At 60.3% G+C, this 16,153-nt stretch carries 12 protein-coding genes; 6 read left to right on the top strand and 6 right to left on the bottom strand.

What is annotated here, in order from left to right:
- The first annotated feature begins 114 nt into the window (after positions 1-114).
- Both hrpA and AC1D19_RS05140 read left to right on the top strand, forming a co-directional pair.
- The gene (gene hrpA, locus AC1D19_RS05145; RefSeq protein WP_477762579.1) at positions 115-4,026 is read left to right on the top strand and encodes an ATP-dependent RNA helicase HrpA; all 3,912 of its coding nucleotides are present in this window, start codon (positions 115-117) and stop codon (positions 4,024-4,026) included.
- Between the two features lie 323 nt (positions 4,027-4,349).
- Positions 4,350-5,471: a beta-ketoacyl-ACP synthase III gene (locus tag AC1D19_RS05140; RefSeq protein WP_477762578.1), complete on the top strand. Its 1,122-nt coding sequence runs from the start codon at positions 4,350-4,352 to the stop codon at positions 5,469-5,471.
- A 259-nt stretch (positions 5,472-5,730) separates the two neighbouring features.
- Here the strand turns inward: AC1D19_RS05140 and AC1D19_RS05135 are convergent, their stop codons facing one another.
- Positions 5,731-7,062, bottom strand: a complete 1,332-nt coding sequence (locus AC1D19_RS05135) for a putative porin (protein WP_477752908.1) — start codon at positions 7,060-7,062, stop codon at positions 5,731-5,733.
- A 280-nt stretch (positions 7,063-7,342) separates the two neighbouring features.
- Between AC1D19_RS05135 and AC1D19_RS05130 the strand changes: the two genes are divergently transcribed.
- The gene (locus AC1D19_RS05130; protein ID WP_477762577.1) at positions 7,343-8,467 is read left to right on the top strand and encodes a GNAT family N-acetyltransferase; all 1,125 of its coding nucleotides are present in this window, start codon (positions 7,343-7,345) and stop codon (positions 8,465-8,467) included.
- A gap of 11 nt (positions 8,468-8,478) precedes the next feature.
- Here the strand turns inward: AC1D19_RS05130 and aqpZ are convergent, their stop codons facing one another.
- From aqpZ to AC1D19_RS05105, 5 genes are all read right to left on the bottom strand, one after another.
- Positions 8,479-9,177: an aquaporin Z gene (gene aqpZ / locus AC1D19_RS05125; protein WP_477752910.1), complete on the bottom strand. Its 699-nt coding sequence runs from the start codon at positions 9,175-9,177 to the stop codon at positions 8,479-8,481.
- Between the two features lie 300 nt (positions 9,178-9,477).
- The gene (locus AC1D19_RS05120) at positions 9,478-11,310 is read right to left on the bottom strand and encodes an ABC transporter ATP-binding protein (RefSeq protein ID WP_477762576.1); all 1,833 of its coding nucleotides are present in this window, start codon (positions 11,308-11,310) and stop codon (positions 9,478-9,480) included.
- Positions 11,311-11,404: 94 nt separating this feature from the next.
- The gene (locus AC1D19_RS05115) at positions 11,405-11,962 is read right to left on the bottom strand and encodes a peptidylprolyl isomerase (protein ID WP_477752912.1); all 558 of its coding nucleotides are present in this window, start codon (positions 11,960-11,962) and stop codon (positions 11,405-11,407) included.
- A 3-nt stretch (positions 11,963-11,965) separates the two neighbouring features.
- The gene (locus tag AC1D19_RS05110; RefSeq protein ID WP_477762575.1) at positions 11,966-12,769 is read right to left on the bottom strand and encodes an alpha/beta fold hydrolase; all 804 of its coding nucleotides are present in this window, start codon (positions 12,767-12,769) and stop codon (positions 11,966-11,968) included.
- 14 nt (positions 12,770-12,783) lie between these two features.
- On the bottom strand, positions 12,784-13,707 hold the full coding sequence (locus tag AC1D19_RS05105; RefSeq protein WP_008018223.1) for a PA3225 family LysR-type transcriptional regulator: 924 nt from the start codon (positions 13,705-13,707) through the stop codon (positions 12,784-12,786).
- Positions 13,708-13,756: 49 nt separating this feature from the next.
- On the opposite strand from AC1D19_RS05105, the gene AC1D19_RS05100 reads away from it, so the two are divergent.
- The 3 genes from AC1D19_RS05100 to AC1D19_RS05090 all read left to right on the top strand — a co-directional run bounded on the left by AC1D19_RS05100 (position 13,757) and on the right by AC1D19_RS05090 (position 16,143).
- Complete coding sequence (locus AC1D19_RS05100; protein WP_477762574.1) at positions 13,757-14,071, top strand: 3-phosphoglycerate kinase; 315 nt, start codon at positions 13,757-13,759, stop codon at positions 14,069-14,071.
- A 250-nt stretch (positions 14,072-14,321) separates the two neighbouring features.
- Entirely contained in the window at positions 14,322-14,921 is a 600-nt protein-coding gene (locus AC1D19_RS05095; RefSeq protein WP_108218553.1) for an FMN-dependent NADH-azoreductase, read from the top strand.
- Between the two features lie 355 nt (positions 14,922-15,276).
- Complete coding sequence (locus AC1D19_RS05090) at positions 15,277-16,143, top strand: carboxylate/amino acid/amine transporter (RefSeq protein WP_477752915.1); 867 nt, start codon at positions 15,277-15,279, stop codon at positions 16,141-16,143.
- Positions 16,144-16,153: the final 10 nt, after the last annotated feature.

Genomic DNA, 16,153 nt, shown 5'->3' with positions numbered 1-16,153 from the left:
CGTCAGTTCCGACGCCTTCGCCGGCAAGCCGGCTCCTACAAGGGATCTCGTTGATCCTCCAAATCTGCGACAATCGCCCCCCTTGCGCCACTAGACGACTGAATTGCGTACCCGATGACCGACGAATCGCCCTCCATCGACAAACTGCTGAAAAACCTCGATCACGCCATGCTCGCCGACCGCCACCGGCTGCGGCGGCAGTTGCTTGAGCTGCGCAAGAAGCCCGACGAGGCCAGGCTGGGCCAGTGGGTGACGCGGATGCAGGCGTCCTGTGAGCAGGTGCTGGCGCGCAAGGCAAGCCTGCCGGTGATTCGTTACGACGACAGCCTGCCGATCGCCGCCAAGCGCGACGAAATCAAGAAGGCGCTGGAAAAGCACCAGGTGCTGATCATCGCCGGCGAAACCGGCTCGGGTAAAACCACCCAGTTGCCGAAGATCTGCCTGGAAATCGGTCGCGGCCAGCACGGCCTGATCGGCCACACCCAGCCGCGGCGGATCGCTGCGCGCAGCGTCGCCAGCCGCGTAGCTGAAGAACTCGGCACGCCGCTGGGTACGCTGGTCGGCTATCAGGTGCGTTTCGAAGATCAGAGCGATTCCAGCACCCTGATCAAGCTGATGACCGACGGCATCCTGCTGGCGGAAACCCAGAACGACCGCTACCTGGAACGCTACGACACGATCATCGTCGACGAAGCCCACGAACGCAGCCTCAACATCGACTTCCTGCTCGGCTACCTGAAAACCCTGCTGCCGCGCCGTCCCGACCTGAAGGTCATCATCACCTCGGCGACCATCGACCTGGAGCGTTTCTCCAAGCACTTCGATGACGCGCCGATTGTCGAGGTGTCCGGCCGCACCTACCCGGTGGACACCTGGTATCGCCCGCTAACACTTGAGCAGGACGAAGAGGGCAACCGCGTCGAGGATGACTTGACGGTGGATCAGGCGATCCTCGCCACCCTCGACGAAATCGCCGCTTATGAGCGCAGTGAACGTCGTAGTCCCGGTGACGTGCTGGTGTTCCTGCCCGGTGAACGCGAGATTCGCGACGCCGCTGACATGCTGCGCAAGGCCCAGCTCAAGCACACCGAAATCCTGCCGTTGTACGCGCGCCTGTCGCCGGCCGAGCAACAGCGAATTTTCCAGTCGCACCCTGGGCGTCGCGTGGTCCTGGCGACCAACGTCGCGGAAACCTCGCTGACCGTACCGGGCATCCGCTACGTGATCGACAGCGGCACCGCGCGCATCAGCCGCTACAGCTACCGGGCCAAGGTCCAGCGCCTGCCGATTGAAGCCATTTCCCAGGCCAGCGCCAATCAGCGTAAAGGTCGTTGCGGGCGGGTCGAGCCGGGCATTTGCGTGCGCCTGTACAGCGAGGAGGATTTTCTCGGTCGCCCGGAATTTACCGATCCGGAGATCCTGCGCACCAACCTCGCGGCGGTCATCCTGCAGATGTTGCATTTGCGCCTTGGCGAGGTCAGCGCGTTCCCGTTCATCGAGCCGCCGGATGGCAAGGCCATCAGCGACGGTTACAACCTGCTGCAAGAACTCTCGGCGGTGGACCGCAACAGCCAGTTGACGCCGCTCGGCCGGCAATTGGCGCGTCTGCCGGTGGACCCGCGCATGGGCCGCATGCTGCTGGAAGCGGCGAAGCTCGGCAGCTTGCAGGAAGTGCTGATCGTCGCCAGCGCCATGTCGATCCAGGACCCGCGCGAACGCCCGCCGGAGCGTCAGCAAGCGGCGGATCAGGCCCACGCCCAGTGGAAAGACGCCGATTCGGACTTCGCCGGGCTGGTCAATCTGTGGCGCGGTTTCGAAGAACAACGCCTGGCGCTGACCGCCAGTCCGCTGCGTAACTGGTGCCGCAAGAATTTCCTGAATTACCTGCGCCTGCGCGAATGGCGCGACTCTCATCGTCAGTTGAGCCTGATCTGCCGCGACATGCAGCTGAGCCTCAATAAAGAACCGGCGGACTATCCGAAACTGCACAAAGCGGTGCTGGTGGGGTTGCTCAGCCAGATCGGTCAGAAAACCGAAGAGGGCGATTACCTCGGCGCACGTCAGCGGCGCTTCTGGATTCACCCGTCGTCGGGTATCGGTAAAAAGCGTCCGCAGTGGCTGATGACCGCCGAACTGGTGGAAACCACCAAGCTCTATGCGCGCATGGTGGCGAAGATCGATGCCGACTGGATCGAGCCACTGGCCGGGCACCTGATCAAGAAAAACCACTTCGAACCCCATTGGGAGAAGAAGCGCGGCCAGGTCGTGGCGTTCGAACAGATCACCCTGTTCGGGTTGATCGTGGTTGGGCGTCGGCCGGTGCATTACGGCCCGGTGGACCCGGTGGTATCCCGTGAGTTGTTCATCCGCGAAGCACTGGTGCGTGGCGAAATCCAGTCGAAGGCCAAGTGCCTGACGGCCAACGAGCAGTTGCTGGAGCAACTCGACGAACTGGAAGCCAAGGCCCGTCGCCGCGACATCCTCGCCGACGAAGAAACCCTGTACGCCTTCTATGACGCGCGATTGCCGGCGGAGATCCATCAGACGGCGACCTTCGACAGTTGGTATCGGATCAACAGCCAGAAAGACCCGCAACTGCTGATCATGCGCGAAGAAGACGTGCTGGCCCGCGAAGCCAGTGAGGTCACCGCCCAGCATTACCCGGATACGCTGCACATCGGCGATCTGGAGTTGGCCCTCAGTTACCACTTCGAACCCAACCATCCACGGGACGGCGTGACCCTGCGCGTGCCGGCACCGCTGCTGCCGATGCTGCCACCGGAACGCCTGGAATGGCTGGTGCCGGGTGTCATCGAAGCCAAGTGCATTGCGCTGGTGCGCAACTTGCCCAAGGCCTTGCGCAAGAATTTCGTACCGGTGCCGGACTTCGTCAAAGCGGCCTTGCAACGCATGACAATTGCCGAGGGCTCACTGCCTCAGGCCCTGGGTCGCGAGCTGCTGCGCATGACCGGCGCGCGGGTCAGCGACGAAGCCTGGAGTGAGGCGGCGCAGCAGGTCGAAAGCCATCTGCGGATGAACCTGGAAATCGTCGACGCCCAGGGCAAGTTCCTCGGTGAAGGTCGCGATCTGGCCGAACTGACGGCGCGTTTCGCCGAGGCCAGCCAAGCGGCATTGGCGGTGCCGCAAACCGCGAAGAGCCAGCAGCCGGTGGAGCCGAAAGTATTCGCCGCCGTGGCCGAGAAAACCCAACAGAAGATCGCCGGGCTGTCGATGACGGTGTATCCGGCGCTGGTGGAGGAGAGCGGTACGGTCAAGGAAGGGCGTTTTTCGACGCCGGCCGAGGCCGAGTTCCAGCATCGCCGTGCCCTGCAACGCCTGCTGATGCAGCAACTGGCCGAGTCGGCTAAATTCTTGCGCGGCAAATTGCCGGGGCTGACCGATCTGGGCCTGCTGTACCGCGACATGGGGCGCGTCGATGCGCTGGTGGAAGACATTCTGCTGGCCAGCCTCGACAGCTGCATTCTTGAAGGCGAAGACCCGCTGCCACGCGATGGCGCTGGATTGGCGTCGCTGGCCGAGCGCAAACGTGGCGCCTGGACCGAGCACGCCGAACGTGTGGCGAAGCTGACCCTGGAGATCCTCAAGTTCTGGCACGGCTTGCAAAAGCGCTTCAAGGGCAAGATCGATCTGGCGCAAGCCGTGGCCCTGAACGATATCAAGCAACAGCTCAGCCACTTGGTCTATCCGGGGTTTGTCCGGGAAACGCCGATGCAGTGGCTCAAGGAGTTGCCGCGTTACCTCAAGGCGATCGAGCAGCGCTTCGAAAAAATCGGCGCCCAGGTGCAGCGCGACCGGGTCTGGAGCGGCGAATTGAGCGGCCTGTGGACGCAATACCAGACCCGCGCCAGCAAACACTCCCAGGAAGGCAAGCGCGATCCGCAGCTGGAGTTGTATCGCTGGTGGCTGGAGGAATACCGGGTTTCGCTGTTTGCCCAGCAATTGGGGACCAAGGTGCCGATTTCCGACAAGCGCCTGAACAAGCAGTGGTCGCAAGTCGAACCGTAGCGCCTTTGTGGGAGCTGGCTTGCCAGCGAAGACGGCCTGGAGTCTAGTATCGTCCGTGACGGCCCCTTCGCCGGCAAGTCGGCTCCTACAGGTTTGTGTGTTCTTTTGATGGGCGCGTTATCCAGCAAAAAGGGGCGAAATGCCCACGTTTATGGCAAACTTCGCGCCTATAAACGCCGGCCCCGCGGTTTTGAGCCTTCACGGTCTCGGGCAGGTCGGAATAAAGCGATGCCAGGTTTGCGTCCCCCGGATGGGAATAGATCCTTTGTGTATTGGTACGTCGGTACCAATGCTTTCTGCCTGAACAGATTAGAGACACGACCATGCATAACGTCGTCATCAGCGGCACCGGCCTTTACACCCCGGCCAACAGCATTTCCAACGAAGAGCTGGTGCAGTCTTTCAATTCCTACGTCGCGCAATTCAACGCCGATAACGCCGATGCCATTGCACGCGGTGAAGTGGAGGCATTGACCGAATCCAGCGCAGCGTTCATCGAAAAAGCCTCCGGCATCAAGAGCCGCTTTGTCATGGACAAGGACGGCATCCTCGACCCGCAACGCATGGCCCCGCGCCTGCCGGAACGTTCCAACGACGAATGGTCGGTGCTCTGCCAGATGGCCATCGGCGCGGCCGAACAAGCCTTGCAGCGTGCCGGCAAGACCGCAGCAGACATCGACGGCGTGATCGTCGCCTGCTCCAACCTGCAACGCGCTTACCCGGCCATTGCCATCGAAGTCCAGGAAGCGCTGGGCATCCAGGGTTTCGGTTTCGACATGAACGTGGCGTGTTCCTCGGCGACCTTCGGTATCCAGACCGCCGCCAACAGCGTGCAACTGGGCCAGGCCCGGGCAGTCCTGATGGTCAACCCGGAAGTCTGCACCGGACACCTGAACTTCCGTGACCGTGACAGCCACTTCATCTTCGGCGATGCCGCCACCGCGGTGATCATCGAACGTGCCGACCTGGCGACGTCCAAGTACCAGTTCGACATCGTCAGCACCAAGCTGCTGACCAAGTTCTCCAACAACATCCGCAACAACTTCGGCTTCCTCAACCGCGCGGCAGAAGAGGGTATCGGCGCCAAGGACAAACTGTTCGTGCAGGAAGGCCGCAAGGTGTTCAAGGAAGTCTGCCCGCTGGTTGCCGAGCTGATCAGTGAGCATCTGCAGGAGAACCAGCTCAACGTCAGCGACGTGAAGCGCTTCTGGCTGCACCAGGCCAACCTCAGCATGAACCACCTGATCGTCAAGAAACTGCTGGGTCGCGACGCCACCGAACAGGAAGCGCCGGTGATTCTCGATACCTACGCCAACACCAGCTCCGCCGGTTCCGTGATTGCGTTCCACAAGAACCAGGACGATCTGGCCGCCGGTTCGCTGGCCGTGCTCAGCTCATTCGGCGCCGGTTATTCGATTGGTAGCGTGTTGCTGCGCAAGCGCTGAGTTTGTTGTAACTGTCGCAGTTGCTGGAAAGATCGCAGCCTGCGGCAGCTCCTACGGGACTGGATTTCAACGTGATATCGCGATGAATCCGGTCGGCGTAGGAGCTGCCGAAGGCTGCGATCTTTTTTTGGGAGGAGGTTATTGCGGGAGAGAAAACAGTCTCGCGTTGATGCATCGGAGGATGATGGGGACCGACACACCAACGCCAGGCTGTAAAAGGAGCCCGGGCTTCCTTGCCCGAGTCGTGTAGCGGGGTGAATCAGAACTTCGCTTCGGCATCCAGTTGCAGGGTGTTGATGTCCGAATCTTTCTTGTTGATGTTGGCGTTGGTCTGGTCCGAGGTCGCCATGAAGTAAGTCGCGCCCAGGGCGAAGTTCTTGTCCAGGTCGTAGCTCACTTTCAGCTTGCTGCCGCGCGAACCGGTGAAGCCGTTGGCGAAGTCGGAGTCGGTGAAGGCGCCCACCACAGCGTTACGCTGCACGTCGCGGTAGTTGTAGTCCAGGTTGAAGCCGTAAAGCTTGGACTTCACACCGGCCAGCCAGCCAGTGTCCTGGTCGTTGCTGGCATCGGTATTGTTGACGTACTGACCGTAGATCGACAGCGGAACTGGCAGGTTGCTGAAGTCCAGCTGACCAAAGCCTTCGTACAGTTTGAAGGTTTCGTTCGGGCTGTTGCCGTTGACGGCCAGGGCGCATGGCGTGGTAACAGTGCCGGAGGTAGGGCAGGCACTGCTACTGTCGTTGTCGTAGGAGTAGATACTGCCGCCCAAGGTCATTTTCATGCTGTCGGTGATGGCGAAGCGACCACCCAACTGGCCCGCGTACAGACGCAGGTCGTGCTTGAACTGCACGCCTTCGCCGTCGACGTTGTCCTTGAGGGTGTAGTGACCGGCGCTACCGAACAGCTCGGTGCTGCCGCTCAGCGGGTACTTGTAGGTGACTGCCAGACCTTCCGGGTTGATATCGCTATCCCAGATGATGTCGCCCATGCTCACCCATTGTTGCGGCATCTTGCCGCCAACCAGGTGCAGGTTCTTGATCGCGTCCGGGTGGTAGTCGATGTAACCCTGGTCCAGCCAGATCTGCTTCTTGTCGAAGTAGTTGTTCAGGTCCTGGTTGGTCGAGCGAGCGTCGTCGTTGCTGCCGGTGGCGATACGGATACCGGTGTCGACCTGCGGGTTGATTTCGCTGTAGGCACCCAGACGGGCACGAATGCGCTGACGGTCCTGGTCCTTGTTGTTTGGCACGCCATCGTTGTGCACGGTTTCTTCACGGAAGCGTACGTCACCCTTGAACTGGGTCTTGGCGGCCCATGCCAACTTCTGGTCAAAGGTGCTCAGTGCGTCGGTTTTCTTCGCGGTGGCCGCGATTTGCTCGTTAGTCTCTTGCTGAGCCTGACGGGCGATCTGCTGGTCTTTCTGATCCCTGGCCAGCTCGGCTTGCAGTTCGCTGTACTGCGCATTGGTGATCGAGCCGTTAGCCTTGAGCATGTCGAGCAGTTTGGCGTCGACTGCAGCACTGGCCGGAACGCTCATGGCCAGCAACAGGCCACCGCACAAGGCCGCCGCAGTTTTCGTGGAAGCAAGACGCATATCAATCTCCGAAGATGAGAGGGGATGACAGAGCCATCCGGGACACAACCGACCGTTAGGGGCGGAAAACACTGACCGGGTATAACCCGGCGCTCTAAAAACAGGCGCCAGTATCGCGATGGTTTATGACAGAGCAGCGGCACTGTGATGTCATGTCGATGACGATACAAAGTCGCCGTGAACTATTGAGTTAGAGCACTGTCGTCGGTTTGCTCGTGTGCAATGCGGAGTGATAGGCGATACTCGCGGGGCTTTCACGCCATGAAGAGTGAGGATGGTGATGCCGTTGCAACGCCTGCAAAAACTGTCAGAAATCGCCCCGCAGACCTGGGACGCACTGGTGCCCGAGACTCAGCCTTTTCTGCGTCACGCTTTTTTGAGCGCACTGGAAGACAGCGGCAGCATCGGACCCCATACCGGCTGGCAGCCTGAGCATTTATTGCATGTCGAAGGCGATCGACTGATCGCCGCGCTGCCCGGTTATCGCAAGTGGCATTCCTACGGCGAATACGTGTTCGATCACGCCTGGGCCGATGCCTGTGAACGTGCAGGCATCGACTACTACCCCAAGCTGTTGACCGCGGTGCCGTTCAGTCCGGTCACCGGGCCGCGGCTGTTGGCGGCCACGGTCGAAGACGGCTTCGAGTTATTGAAAAGCCTGCCGGGTTACCTTGAGCTTGAAGGACTCTCTAGTGCCCACATCAATTTCACCGATCCGTTTACCGACGCGGCACTGAGCGAGCAGCCCGGCTGGCTGCAGCGCGTTGGCTGTCAATACCACTGGCAGAATCGCGGCTACCGGGATTTCCAGGACTTCCTCGATGTGCTCAGTTCACGCAAGCGCAAACAGATGCGCAAGGAGCGCGAGCAGGTGGCCGGGCAGGGCTTCGAGTTTGAGTGGCTTGAAGGGCGGGAGCTGAGTCAGGCGCAATGGGATTTCGTCTATGCCTGCTACGCCAATACCTATGCGGTGCGCCGGCAAGCGCCGTATCTGACACGGGAGTTTTTCAGCCTGCTGGCCGAACGCATGCCGGAGTCGATTCGCGTGGTGCTGGCCAAGCAAGGTTCACGGCCGGTGGCGATGGCGTTCAGTCTGGTGGGGGGCGACAGCTTTTATGGCCGTTACTGGGGATGCCTGGCGGAGTTCGATCGCCTGCATTTCGAGACCTGTTTCTACCAAGGCATGGACTATGCCATCGCCAACGGTCTCCAGCGTTTTGATGCCGGAGCACAGGGTGAGCACAAACTGATTCGCGGATTCGAGCCAGTCATTACGCATTCCTGGCACTACTTGCGGCATCCGGGATTGAAAGCAGCGGTTAAAGACTTTCTGGAGCAGGAGCGGCTGGGAGTGTTGGCTTATGCTGAGGATGCGAAGTCAGCCTTGCCTTATCGACAAGGCTGATCTTCAGCGTTTCAGCTTTCTTCTTTGCCCAGCCAGCGATACAGCACGCCGCCGACCACGGCACCGAGTAGCGGTGCGACCCAGAACATCCACAGTTGTTGAATTGCCCAGCCGCCGACGATCAGCGCCGGGCCGGTGCTGCGCGCCGGGTTGACCGAGGTGTTGGTGACCGGGATCGAGATCAGGTGGATGAGCGTCAGCCCCAGGCCGATGGCAATCGGCGCCAGTCCTGCCGGTGCACGTTTGTCGGTGGCGCCGAGGATGATCAGGATGAACATTGCGGTCATCACCAGCTCACAGACAAAACCTGCGGCCATTGAATAGCCGCCAGGCGAGTGTTCTCCATAGCCGTTGGACGCCAGGCCCCCTGCCAGTTCGAAACCGGGTTTGCCGCTGGCAATGAAATACAGCAGGGCGGCTGCAATCACGCCGCCAATGACCTGGGCAACGATGTAGGCCGGCAATTCATTGGCTGGAAACCGCCCACCTACCACAAGGCCGAGGGACACCGCAGGATTGAGATGGCAGCCGGAAATATGGCCGATGGCGAAAGCCATGGTCAGCACTGTCAGGCCAAACGCGAAGGATACCCCGAGCAGACCGATCCCCACATCCGGAAAAGCCGCCGCCAACACCGCACTGCCGCAACCACCCAACACCAGCCAGAACGTACCTACCAACTCGGTAGCCGAACGTTTTAACAGAGACATAAGAGAGTGTCCTTTCGAGATTATGCTGCCTTTAGCATCCAGCCGATGGACTGCAGAACCACCTCCAGAACGTTGAAGTCAGTACAGCACGGTTTTTTCAGAATTCCAGCAGGCATAAAAAACCGTCAGGGCCCGTTGTTGGCGGGGCCTGGCGGTTTTCTGTGATCGATCGGCTTCACTGGATCCCTGTGGGAGCGAGCCTGCTCGCGATAGCGGTGAACCAGACAACATTGCTGTCGACTGACACTCCGTCATCGCGAGCAGGCTCGCTCCCACAGGGGAAGTGTGTTGTTCAGGGGATCAATCGATCCCGACAAACCCACCGGTCTGGTGTTGCCATAACCGCGCATACAAACCGCCATGGGCGAGCAGCTCGGCATGGGTTCCGGTTTCGGCGATTTTGCCGTTTTCCAGCACCACCAGCCGGTCCATCCGGGCGATGGTCGAGAGCCGGTGAGCGATGGCGATCACGGTTTTGCCCTGCATCAGGGTTTCGAGGCTTTCCTGGATCGCCGCTTCGACTTCCGAATCCAGTGCCGAGGTGGCCTCGTCCATGATCAGGATCGGCGCGTCCTTGAGCAACACACGGGCAATGGCGATGCGCTGGCGCTGGCCGCCGGAGAGTTTCACCCCGCGCTCACCGACGTGGGCATCGAAACCGGTGCGGCCTTCAGCGTCCGACAGTGAAGGAATGAACCCGTCAGCCCGGGCCTTGTGCACCGCTTCCCAGAGTTGCGCGTCGGTGGCGTCGGGCTTGCCATACAGCAAGTTGTCGCGGATCGAGCGGTGCAGCAGCGACGTGTCCTGGGTGATCATGCCGATGCGTTCGCGCAGGCTTTCCTGGCTGACGTCGGCGATGTTCTGGCCGTCGATCAGGATGCGTCCGCCTTCCACGTCGTACAGGCGCAGCAGCAGGTTCACCAGGGTCGATTTGCCGGCACCGGAGGGACCGATCAAGCCGATTTTCTCGCCAGCCTTGATGGTCAGGTTGAGGTCGCCGATGATCCCGCTCTGCTTGCCGTAGTGGAAATCCACCTGTTCGAAGCGCACTTCGCCACGGGCCACCGCCAGGGGTTTGGCCTGGTCGCGGTCGGTGACGCTGACCGGTTGCGAGATGGTCTGCAGACCGTCCTGCACCATGCCGATGTTTTCGAAGATGCCGGTCACCACCCACATGATCCAGCCGGACATGTTGACGATGCGGATCACCAGGCCGGTGGCCAGGGCAATCGCGCCCACGCTGATCAGCGACTGCGTCCACAACCACAGGGCCAGGCCGGTGGTGCAGACGATCAGCAAGCCGTTCATGCTGGTGATGGCCACGTCCATGCTGGTGACCACGCGGCCGGCCAGTTGCGCCTTCTCGGTCTGTTCCTTGATGGCTTCGCGGGCGTATTGCTGTTCGAAGTTGGTGTGGGCGAACAGCTTCAGGGTGGTGATATTGGTGTAGCCGTCGACAATCCGCCCCATGAGTTTGGAGCGCGCATCGGACGCCACCACCGAGCGATCCTTGACCCGTGGCACGAAGTAACAGAGGGCGCCGATGAAGGCGAATATCCATGTCAACAGCGGGATTATCAGGCGCCAGTCGGCTTCGGCGAACAGCACCAGGGAGCTGATGGCGTAGATCAGCACATGCCACAGGGCATCCACGGCCTGGACGGCGGAATCACGCAGTGAGTTGCCGGTTTGCATGATGCGTTGGGCGATGCGCCCGGCGAAGTCGTTCTGGAAGAAATTCAGGCTCTGCTTGAGCACGTAGCTGTGGTTCTGCCAGCGGATCATGCTGGTCATGCTGGGGCTCAGGGTCTGGTGCACCAGCAGGTCATGCAGGCCGACAAAGATCGGGCGCAGCACCAGCGCAACCACCACCATCCAGGTCAGTTCGAGGGCATGATCCTGGAACAGACTGACGTTCGGCGTGCCTTGGGCCAGGTCGATGATGCGGCTCAGGTAGCTGAACAATGCCACTTCGATCAAGGCACCCATCAGGCCGACGATCAGCAGGGCGGCGAAGCTCGGCCAGACCTGCTTGAGGTAATAGGTATAAAAAGGGAAAACCCGGTCCGGCGGAGACGCCGTCGGTGCTTCACGGAAAACATCGATCAATTTTTCAAAACGGCGATAAAGCATGTTTTTTTCGCCCGCGAACGGGCTCTCCTTTTAACGGTTTGAGCGTTGCCGGCAAGCACCGGCAACGGCTCGGACATCCTTGTCCAGCTTAGTCTCAGTCGATGCGCTTGGCCGACTTGATGTACACCGGATCGGCTGGCACGTCCTTCATGCCGCCACGAACGGTGGTTGGCGAATTGACGATGATATCGACCACGTCCATGCCTTTGACCACTTTGCCGAACACCGCGTAGCCGTCGCCCTGGTCAAGGAAGTCGTTGTCCTTGACGTTGATGAAGAACTGGCTGGTGGCCGAGTCAGGCACCGAGGTACGGGCCATGGACAAGGTGCCACGCACGTTGACCAGGCCGTTCTTGTGCTCGTTCTTGATCGGCGCCTTGGTGTCTTTTTGCTGCATGGCTTGGGTGAAGCCGCCGCCCTGGACCATGAAACCCGGAATCACCCGGTGGAAAATCGTGTTGTTGTAGAAGCCGCTGTCGACGTACTCAAGAAAGTTCTTGGTACTGATCGGGGCCTTGACCGGGTCCAGTTCGATTTCGATCTGGCCATTGGTGGTGTCCAGCAGCACATGCGGTGCCTTTTCCGGCGTCGCGGCCATCAGGTTGGCGGCAAACAGGACGGAGCCTGCGGCGAGGGCGATTTTTTTCAGCATGGGTCAGTGATCCTGAGTGGTGGTGTCGACTGCGGTCAGAAATTCCAGCAGTGTCTGGTTGAAGTGTTCCGGCTGGTCCAGCGGCGTGGCGTGGCGGGAATCGGCGATCACCACCAGCCGCGCGTCGGGCAGCAGTTTTACGTAGTTTTCCTTCAGCGCCACCGGTGTGTAGTCACGGTCGGCGCTGACGATGAGGGTTGGACAGGTGACCTTCGAAAGTCGTTCCTGAACCCCCCAGCCGACAATGGCATTGAAGCTGGCGAGATAAGCATGTTTATCGTTTTTTGCCCAGCGTTCGGCCATCTTTTGTCGCAAGTCGGCCTGCTCGGGCTTCGGGAACAACTTGCCGCCCAGCGCCTTGCCGATGGCGCCCAGGCTAAGGGCGCGCATCAGGCTCCAGCGCTTGAACCACTGCCAGTAGTCATCGCGGCTGCGCAGTTTGACCTCGGGTGCGCTGTTGACGATGCACAGGCTCTTGAGCAGTTGCGGCTGATCCACGCCCAACTGGAAGCCGATCATGCCGCCCATCGACAGGCCGACATAATGTGCCGGGCCGAGATTGAGGTGTTCGATCAGTGCAATCAGGTCAGCGCTGAATCCGGCAATGCTGTAGCGCTCCCGGGGTTTGTCCGAACGGCCGTGACCGCGGACATCGGGGACGATCACCCGGTAGCGGGTGGCAAGTGTCGGGATCTGTTTTTCCCAGTCCAGCGTACTGGAGCCGAGACCGTGGACCAGCAGCAGCGGCGTGCCGTGGCCATATTCCTCATAGTGCAGGTTGCAACCTTCGTGTTCGAAATAGGCCATGCGTACACTCCGTGTCAGGCTTGTTCGGGGGCGGCGAACGGTGCGTCCAGTGGTGCGGTGTCAAACGTACGCAGCAGTTCGATGAGAATCTGCGTGGCCGGCCCGAGCGGTTTGTCCTTGTTCGAATACAGGTAAAAGCTCGGGTTACGGCTACCGCCCTGGTCCAACGGTAGCAGCTTGAGCGTACCTTCCTTGAGTTCCCGTTCGATCATGTGCCTGGGCAGCCAGGCAAACCCCAGGCCGCTGCTGACGAAGGTCGCAGCGGTGGCCAGGCTGCCAACGGTCCAGCGCTGTTCGGCACCGAGCCAGCCGACGTCTCGTGGTTGCTGGCGGCCCGAGTCGCGGATCACCACTTGCATCTGGCTTTCCAGGTCCTGGAAGCTCAGTTCGCGGTTGAGGCGGTGCAGGGGATGCTCCGGGTGGGCGACCGCCACGAACTCGACGTCGCTCAATTCCGCGCCCAGGTAACCGGGAATACTGAACCCGGTGATGGCCAGGTCGGCCACGCCTTCGAGCAGGACTTCCTCCACGCCCGACAGCACTTCCTCACGCAGGCGCACCCGGCAGCCACGGCTTTGCGGCATGAACGCGGTCAAGGCGCGGACGAGGCGGGCGCTTGGGTAAGCGGCATCGACCACCAGGCGCACTTCGGCTTCCCAGCCCTGCTCCATGTGATGGGCCAGGTCTTCCAGCTGACTGGCCTGTTTCACCAGTTGCCGGGAACGGCGTAATAGTACGCCGCCGGCTTCGGTCAGCACGGCTTTGCGTCCGTCGATGCGCAGCAACGGCACACCGAGTTGATCCTGCATGCGGGCCACGGTGTAGCTGACTGACGATTGCGAGCGATGCAGCGCCTCGGCAGCCTGGGCGAAACCACCGTGATCGACCACGGCTTGCAGCGTTCGCCATTGATCAAGGGTCACGCGGGGCGCTTTCATGTTGAGCTCCTCTTGTCCTAAGCTGGCAGCCCTTACTGGAGGCTGCTGAATGAAAAAAATCTGTTGTGTGATGCTGGCGCTGCTGCCGCTGACGGCGATGGCTTACCCGATCGACGTGAAGAAAGACCTCAACGGCATGAAGATCGATTACCAGACCTACGACACGGATAGCGACATCGGCTCCATTCAGGTGGCCAACTACGGCGACGTCGATGCCAGCTGCAAGGCCGTTTTCATCAATGGCCCGGAAGCACCGCGTACCCGCAAGATCGACGTACCGGCCGGCAAGCACAAAAATGCCACCGTCAAATTCACCCGTAGCATCATCAAGCTGCGCATCGAACTGTCCTGCACCCCGAAATGACGCCTGGCTCTTCTGCAGGAGCGAGCTTGCTCTGGGTGGCGTTCCGACGATTGCGGTGTGTCAGGCAACAGAAAAATTGAATGACACGACGCCTCGCGAGCAATCTCGCTCCTACAGAGGCAGGGTATGCTGTGCTTATAAACGAATTTATTGATGGGTTATAGCAGTTATTTGCGCTTTTTCATCGATATGACTCTGTTTAACCTTCACTCCATCGACCTACAGCATTCTCAGATGGAGGCTACATCCCATGTCCCGCGTTCTGATCATCGAAAGCAGTGCCCGTCAGCAAGACTCGGTTTCCCGTCAACTGACCCAGACCTTCATCAGCCAGTGGAAAGCCGCTCACCCGAATGACCAGATCACCATCCGGGACCTGGCCGTCAAGCCGGTGCCGCACCTGGACATCAACCTGCTGGGTGGCTGGATGAAACCCGCCGAGCAGCGCAGCGACATTGAACAGGCGTCTCTGGAACGCTCCAACCAGTTGACCGACGAATTGCTCGCCGCCGATGTACTGGTGATGGCCGCGCCGATGTACAACTTCGCCATCCCCAGCACCCTGAAAGCCTGGCTTGACCATGTGCTGCGGGCCGGAGTGACCTTCAAGTACACCGAAACCGGTCCGCAAGGCTTGCTCAGCGGCAAGCGTGCCTACGTGCTGACGGCTCGTGGCGGGATCTACGCCGGCAGCACCGCCGATCACCAGGAACCGTACCTGCGTCAGGTCATGGGCTTCATCGGTATCCACGACGTGACATTCATCCACGCCGAAGGCATGAACCTGGGCGGTGACTTCCAGGAGAAAGGCTTGAACCAGGCGAACGCCAAGCTTTCGCAAGTGGCCTGATACGTTAATCGCCAGATAATCGCTGGATGGTCTAGTGACCTGGCGCAACCCTTCAAGCCTGTACGCGCATCGAACCTCCCTTCGCACTTGTTGCTCCTGAGTGCTCTGGCCCGATTGAACGCTTTAGCGAGATCGGGCTTTTTTTTGTCTGTGATCTGACGAACACCTACAAAACCCCTGTAGGAGTGAGCCTGCTCGCGATGACTGAGTGTCAGTCGACAATGATGTTGACTGATCCACCGCTATCGCGAGCAGGCTCGCTCCTACAGGGACTTGCGTGTTTTCCGACAGCTTTCGGGGATCGCGATTCAAGGCAAAAACCGCTATCGTCGCCGCCATTCGAAATGAGGCGAGCATGGGCTATCTACTTTTTGTCACGCTGATCCAGGCGTTTTCCTTCAGTTTGATCGGCGAATACCTGGCCGGTCATGTCGACAGTTACTTTGCCGTGCTGGTACGCGTACTGCTGGCAGGGCTGGTGTTCATCCCGCTGACCCGCTGGCGCTCGGTGGAGCCGGCATTCATGCGCGGCATGCTGCTGATCGGCGCGTTGCAGTTTGGCGTGACCTACGTCTGCCTGTACCTGAGCTTTCGTGTACTGACGGTGCCGGAAGTGTTGTTGTTCACCATCCTCACGCCGCTGCACGTGACCCTGATCGAAGATGCGCTCAACCGTCGCTTCAATCCCTGGGCCCTGGTCGCGGCGCTGGTGGCGGTGGCGGGGGCGGCGGTGATTCGCCTTGACCGGATCAGTCCGGACTTCCTCATGGGGTTCCTGTTGCTGCAATTGGCCAACTTCACCTTCGCTGCCGGGCAGGTGCTCTACAAACACCTGGTCGCGCGCCACCCAAGCGATCTGCCGCATTACCGTCGCTTCGGCTACTTCTACCTCGGCGCGCTGGCGGTGGTGTTGCCGGCGTTTCTACTATTCGGCAAACAGAACTTCCTGCCCGAAGCGCCGCTGCAATGGGGCGTGCTGCTGTTCCTCGGCCTGGTCTCGACCGCTTTGGGGCTGTACTGGTGGAACAAGGGCGCGTGCCTGGTCAACGGCGGGACGCTGGCGGTGATGAACAACCTGCATGTGCCGGTGGGACTGCTGATCAACCTGCTGATATGGAACCAGCATGAAGAACTGGGGCGGTTGTTGCTCGGCGGTTCGGTGATTTTGCTGGCGGTGTGGATCAGTCGGTTGGGTATACGCAAACCTCTGGCCGTCCACTGAACCCTGGATA

It is taken from the genome of Pseudomonas sp. P1_C12, assembly GCF_056406435.1.
This window is presented reverse-complemented; position numbering and strand designations above follow the sequence as displayed.

What these genes read in the sequence shown, in the direction of transcription:
- hrpA (WP_477762579.1), top strand. Translation starts at nt 115, where the DNA reads ATGACCGACGAATCGCCCTCCATCGACAAACTGCTGAAAAACCTCGAT.
- AC1D19_RS05140 (WP_477762578.1), top strand. Translation starts at nt 4,350, where the DNA reads ATGCATAACGTCGTCATCAGCGGCACCGGCCTTTACACCCCGGCCAAC.
- AC1D19_RS05135 (WP_477752908.1), bottom strand. Translation starts at nt 7,062, where the DNA reads ATGCGTCTTGCTTCCACGAAAACTGCGGCGGCCTTGTGCGGTGGCCTG.
- AC1D19_RS05130 (WP_477762577.1), top strand. Translation starts at nt 7,343, where the DNA reads ATGCCGTTGCAACGCCTGCAAAAACTGTCAGAAATCGCCCCGCAGACC.
- aqpZ (WP_477752910.1), bottom strand. Translation starts at nt 9,177, where the DNA reads ATGTCTCTGTTAAAACGTTCGGCTACCGAGTTGGTAGGTACGTTCTGG.
- AC1D19_RS05120 (WP_477762576.1), bottom strand. Translation starts at nt 11,310, where the DNA reads ATGCTTTATCGCCGTTTTGAAAAATTGATCGATGTTTTCCGTGAAGCA.
- AC1D19_RS05115 (WP_477752912.1), bottom strand. Translation starts at nt 11,962, where the DNA reads ATGCTGAAAAAAATCGCCCTCGCCGCAGGCTCCGTCCTGTTTGCCGCC.
- AC1D19_RS05110 (WP_477762575.1), bottom strand. Translation starts at nt 12,769, where the DNA reads ATGGCCTATTTCGAACACGAAGGTTGCAACCTGCACTATGAGGAATAT.
- AC1D19_RS05105 (WP_008018223.1), bottom strand. Translation starts at nt 13,707, where the DNA reads ATGAAAGCGCCCCGCGTGACCCTTGATCAATGGCGAACGCTGCAAGCC.
- AC1D19_RS05100 (WP_477762574.1), top strand. Translation starts at nt 13,757, where the DNA reads ATGAAAAAAATCTGTTGTGTGATGCTGGCGCTGCTGCCGCTGACGGCG.
- AC1D19_RS05095 (WP_108218553.1), top strand. Translation starts at nt 14,322, where the DNA reads ATGTCCCGCGTTCTGATCATCGAAAGCAGTGCCCGTCAGCAAGACTCG.
- AC1D19_RS05090 (WP_477752915.1), top strand. Translation starts at nt 15,277, where the DNA reads ATGGGCTATCTACTTTTTGTCACGCTGATCCAGGCGTTTTCCTTCAGT.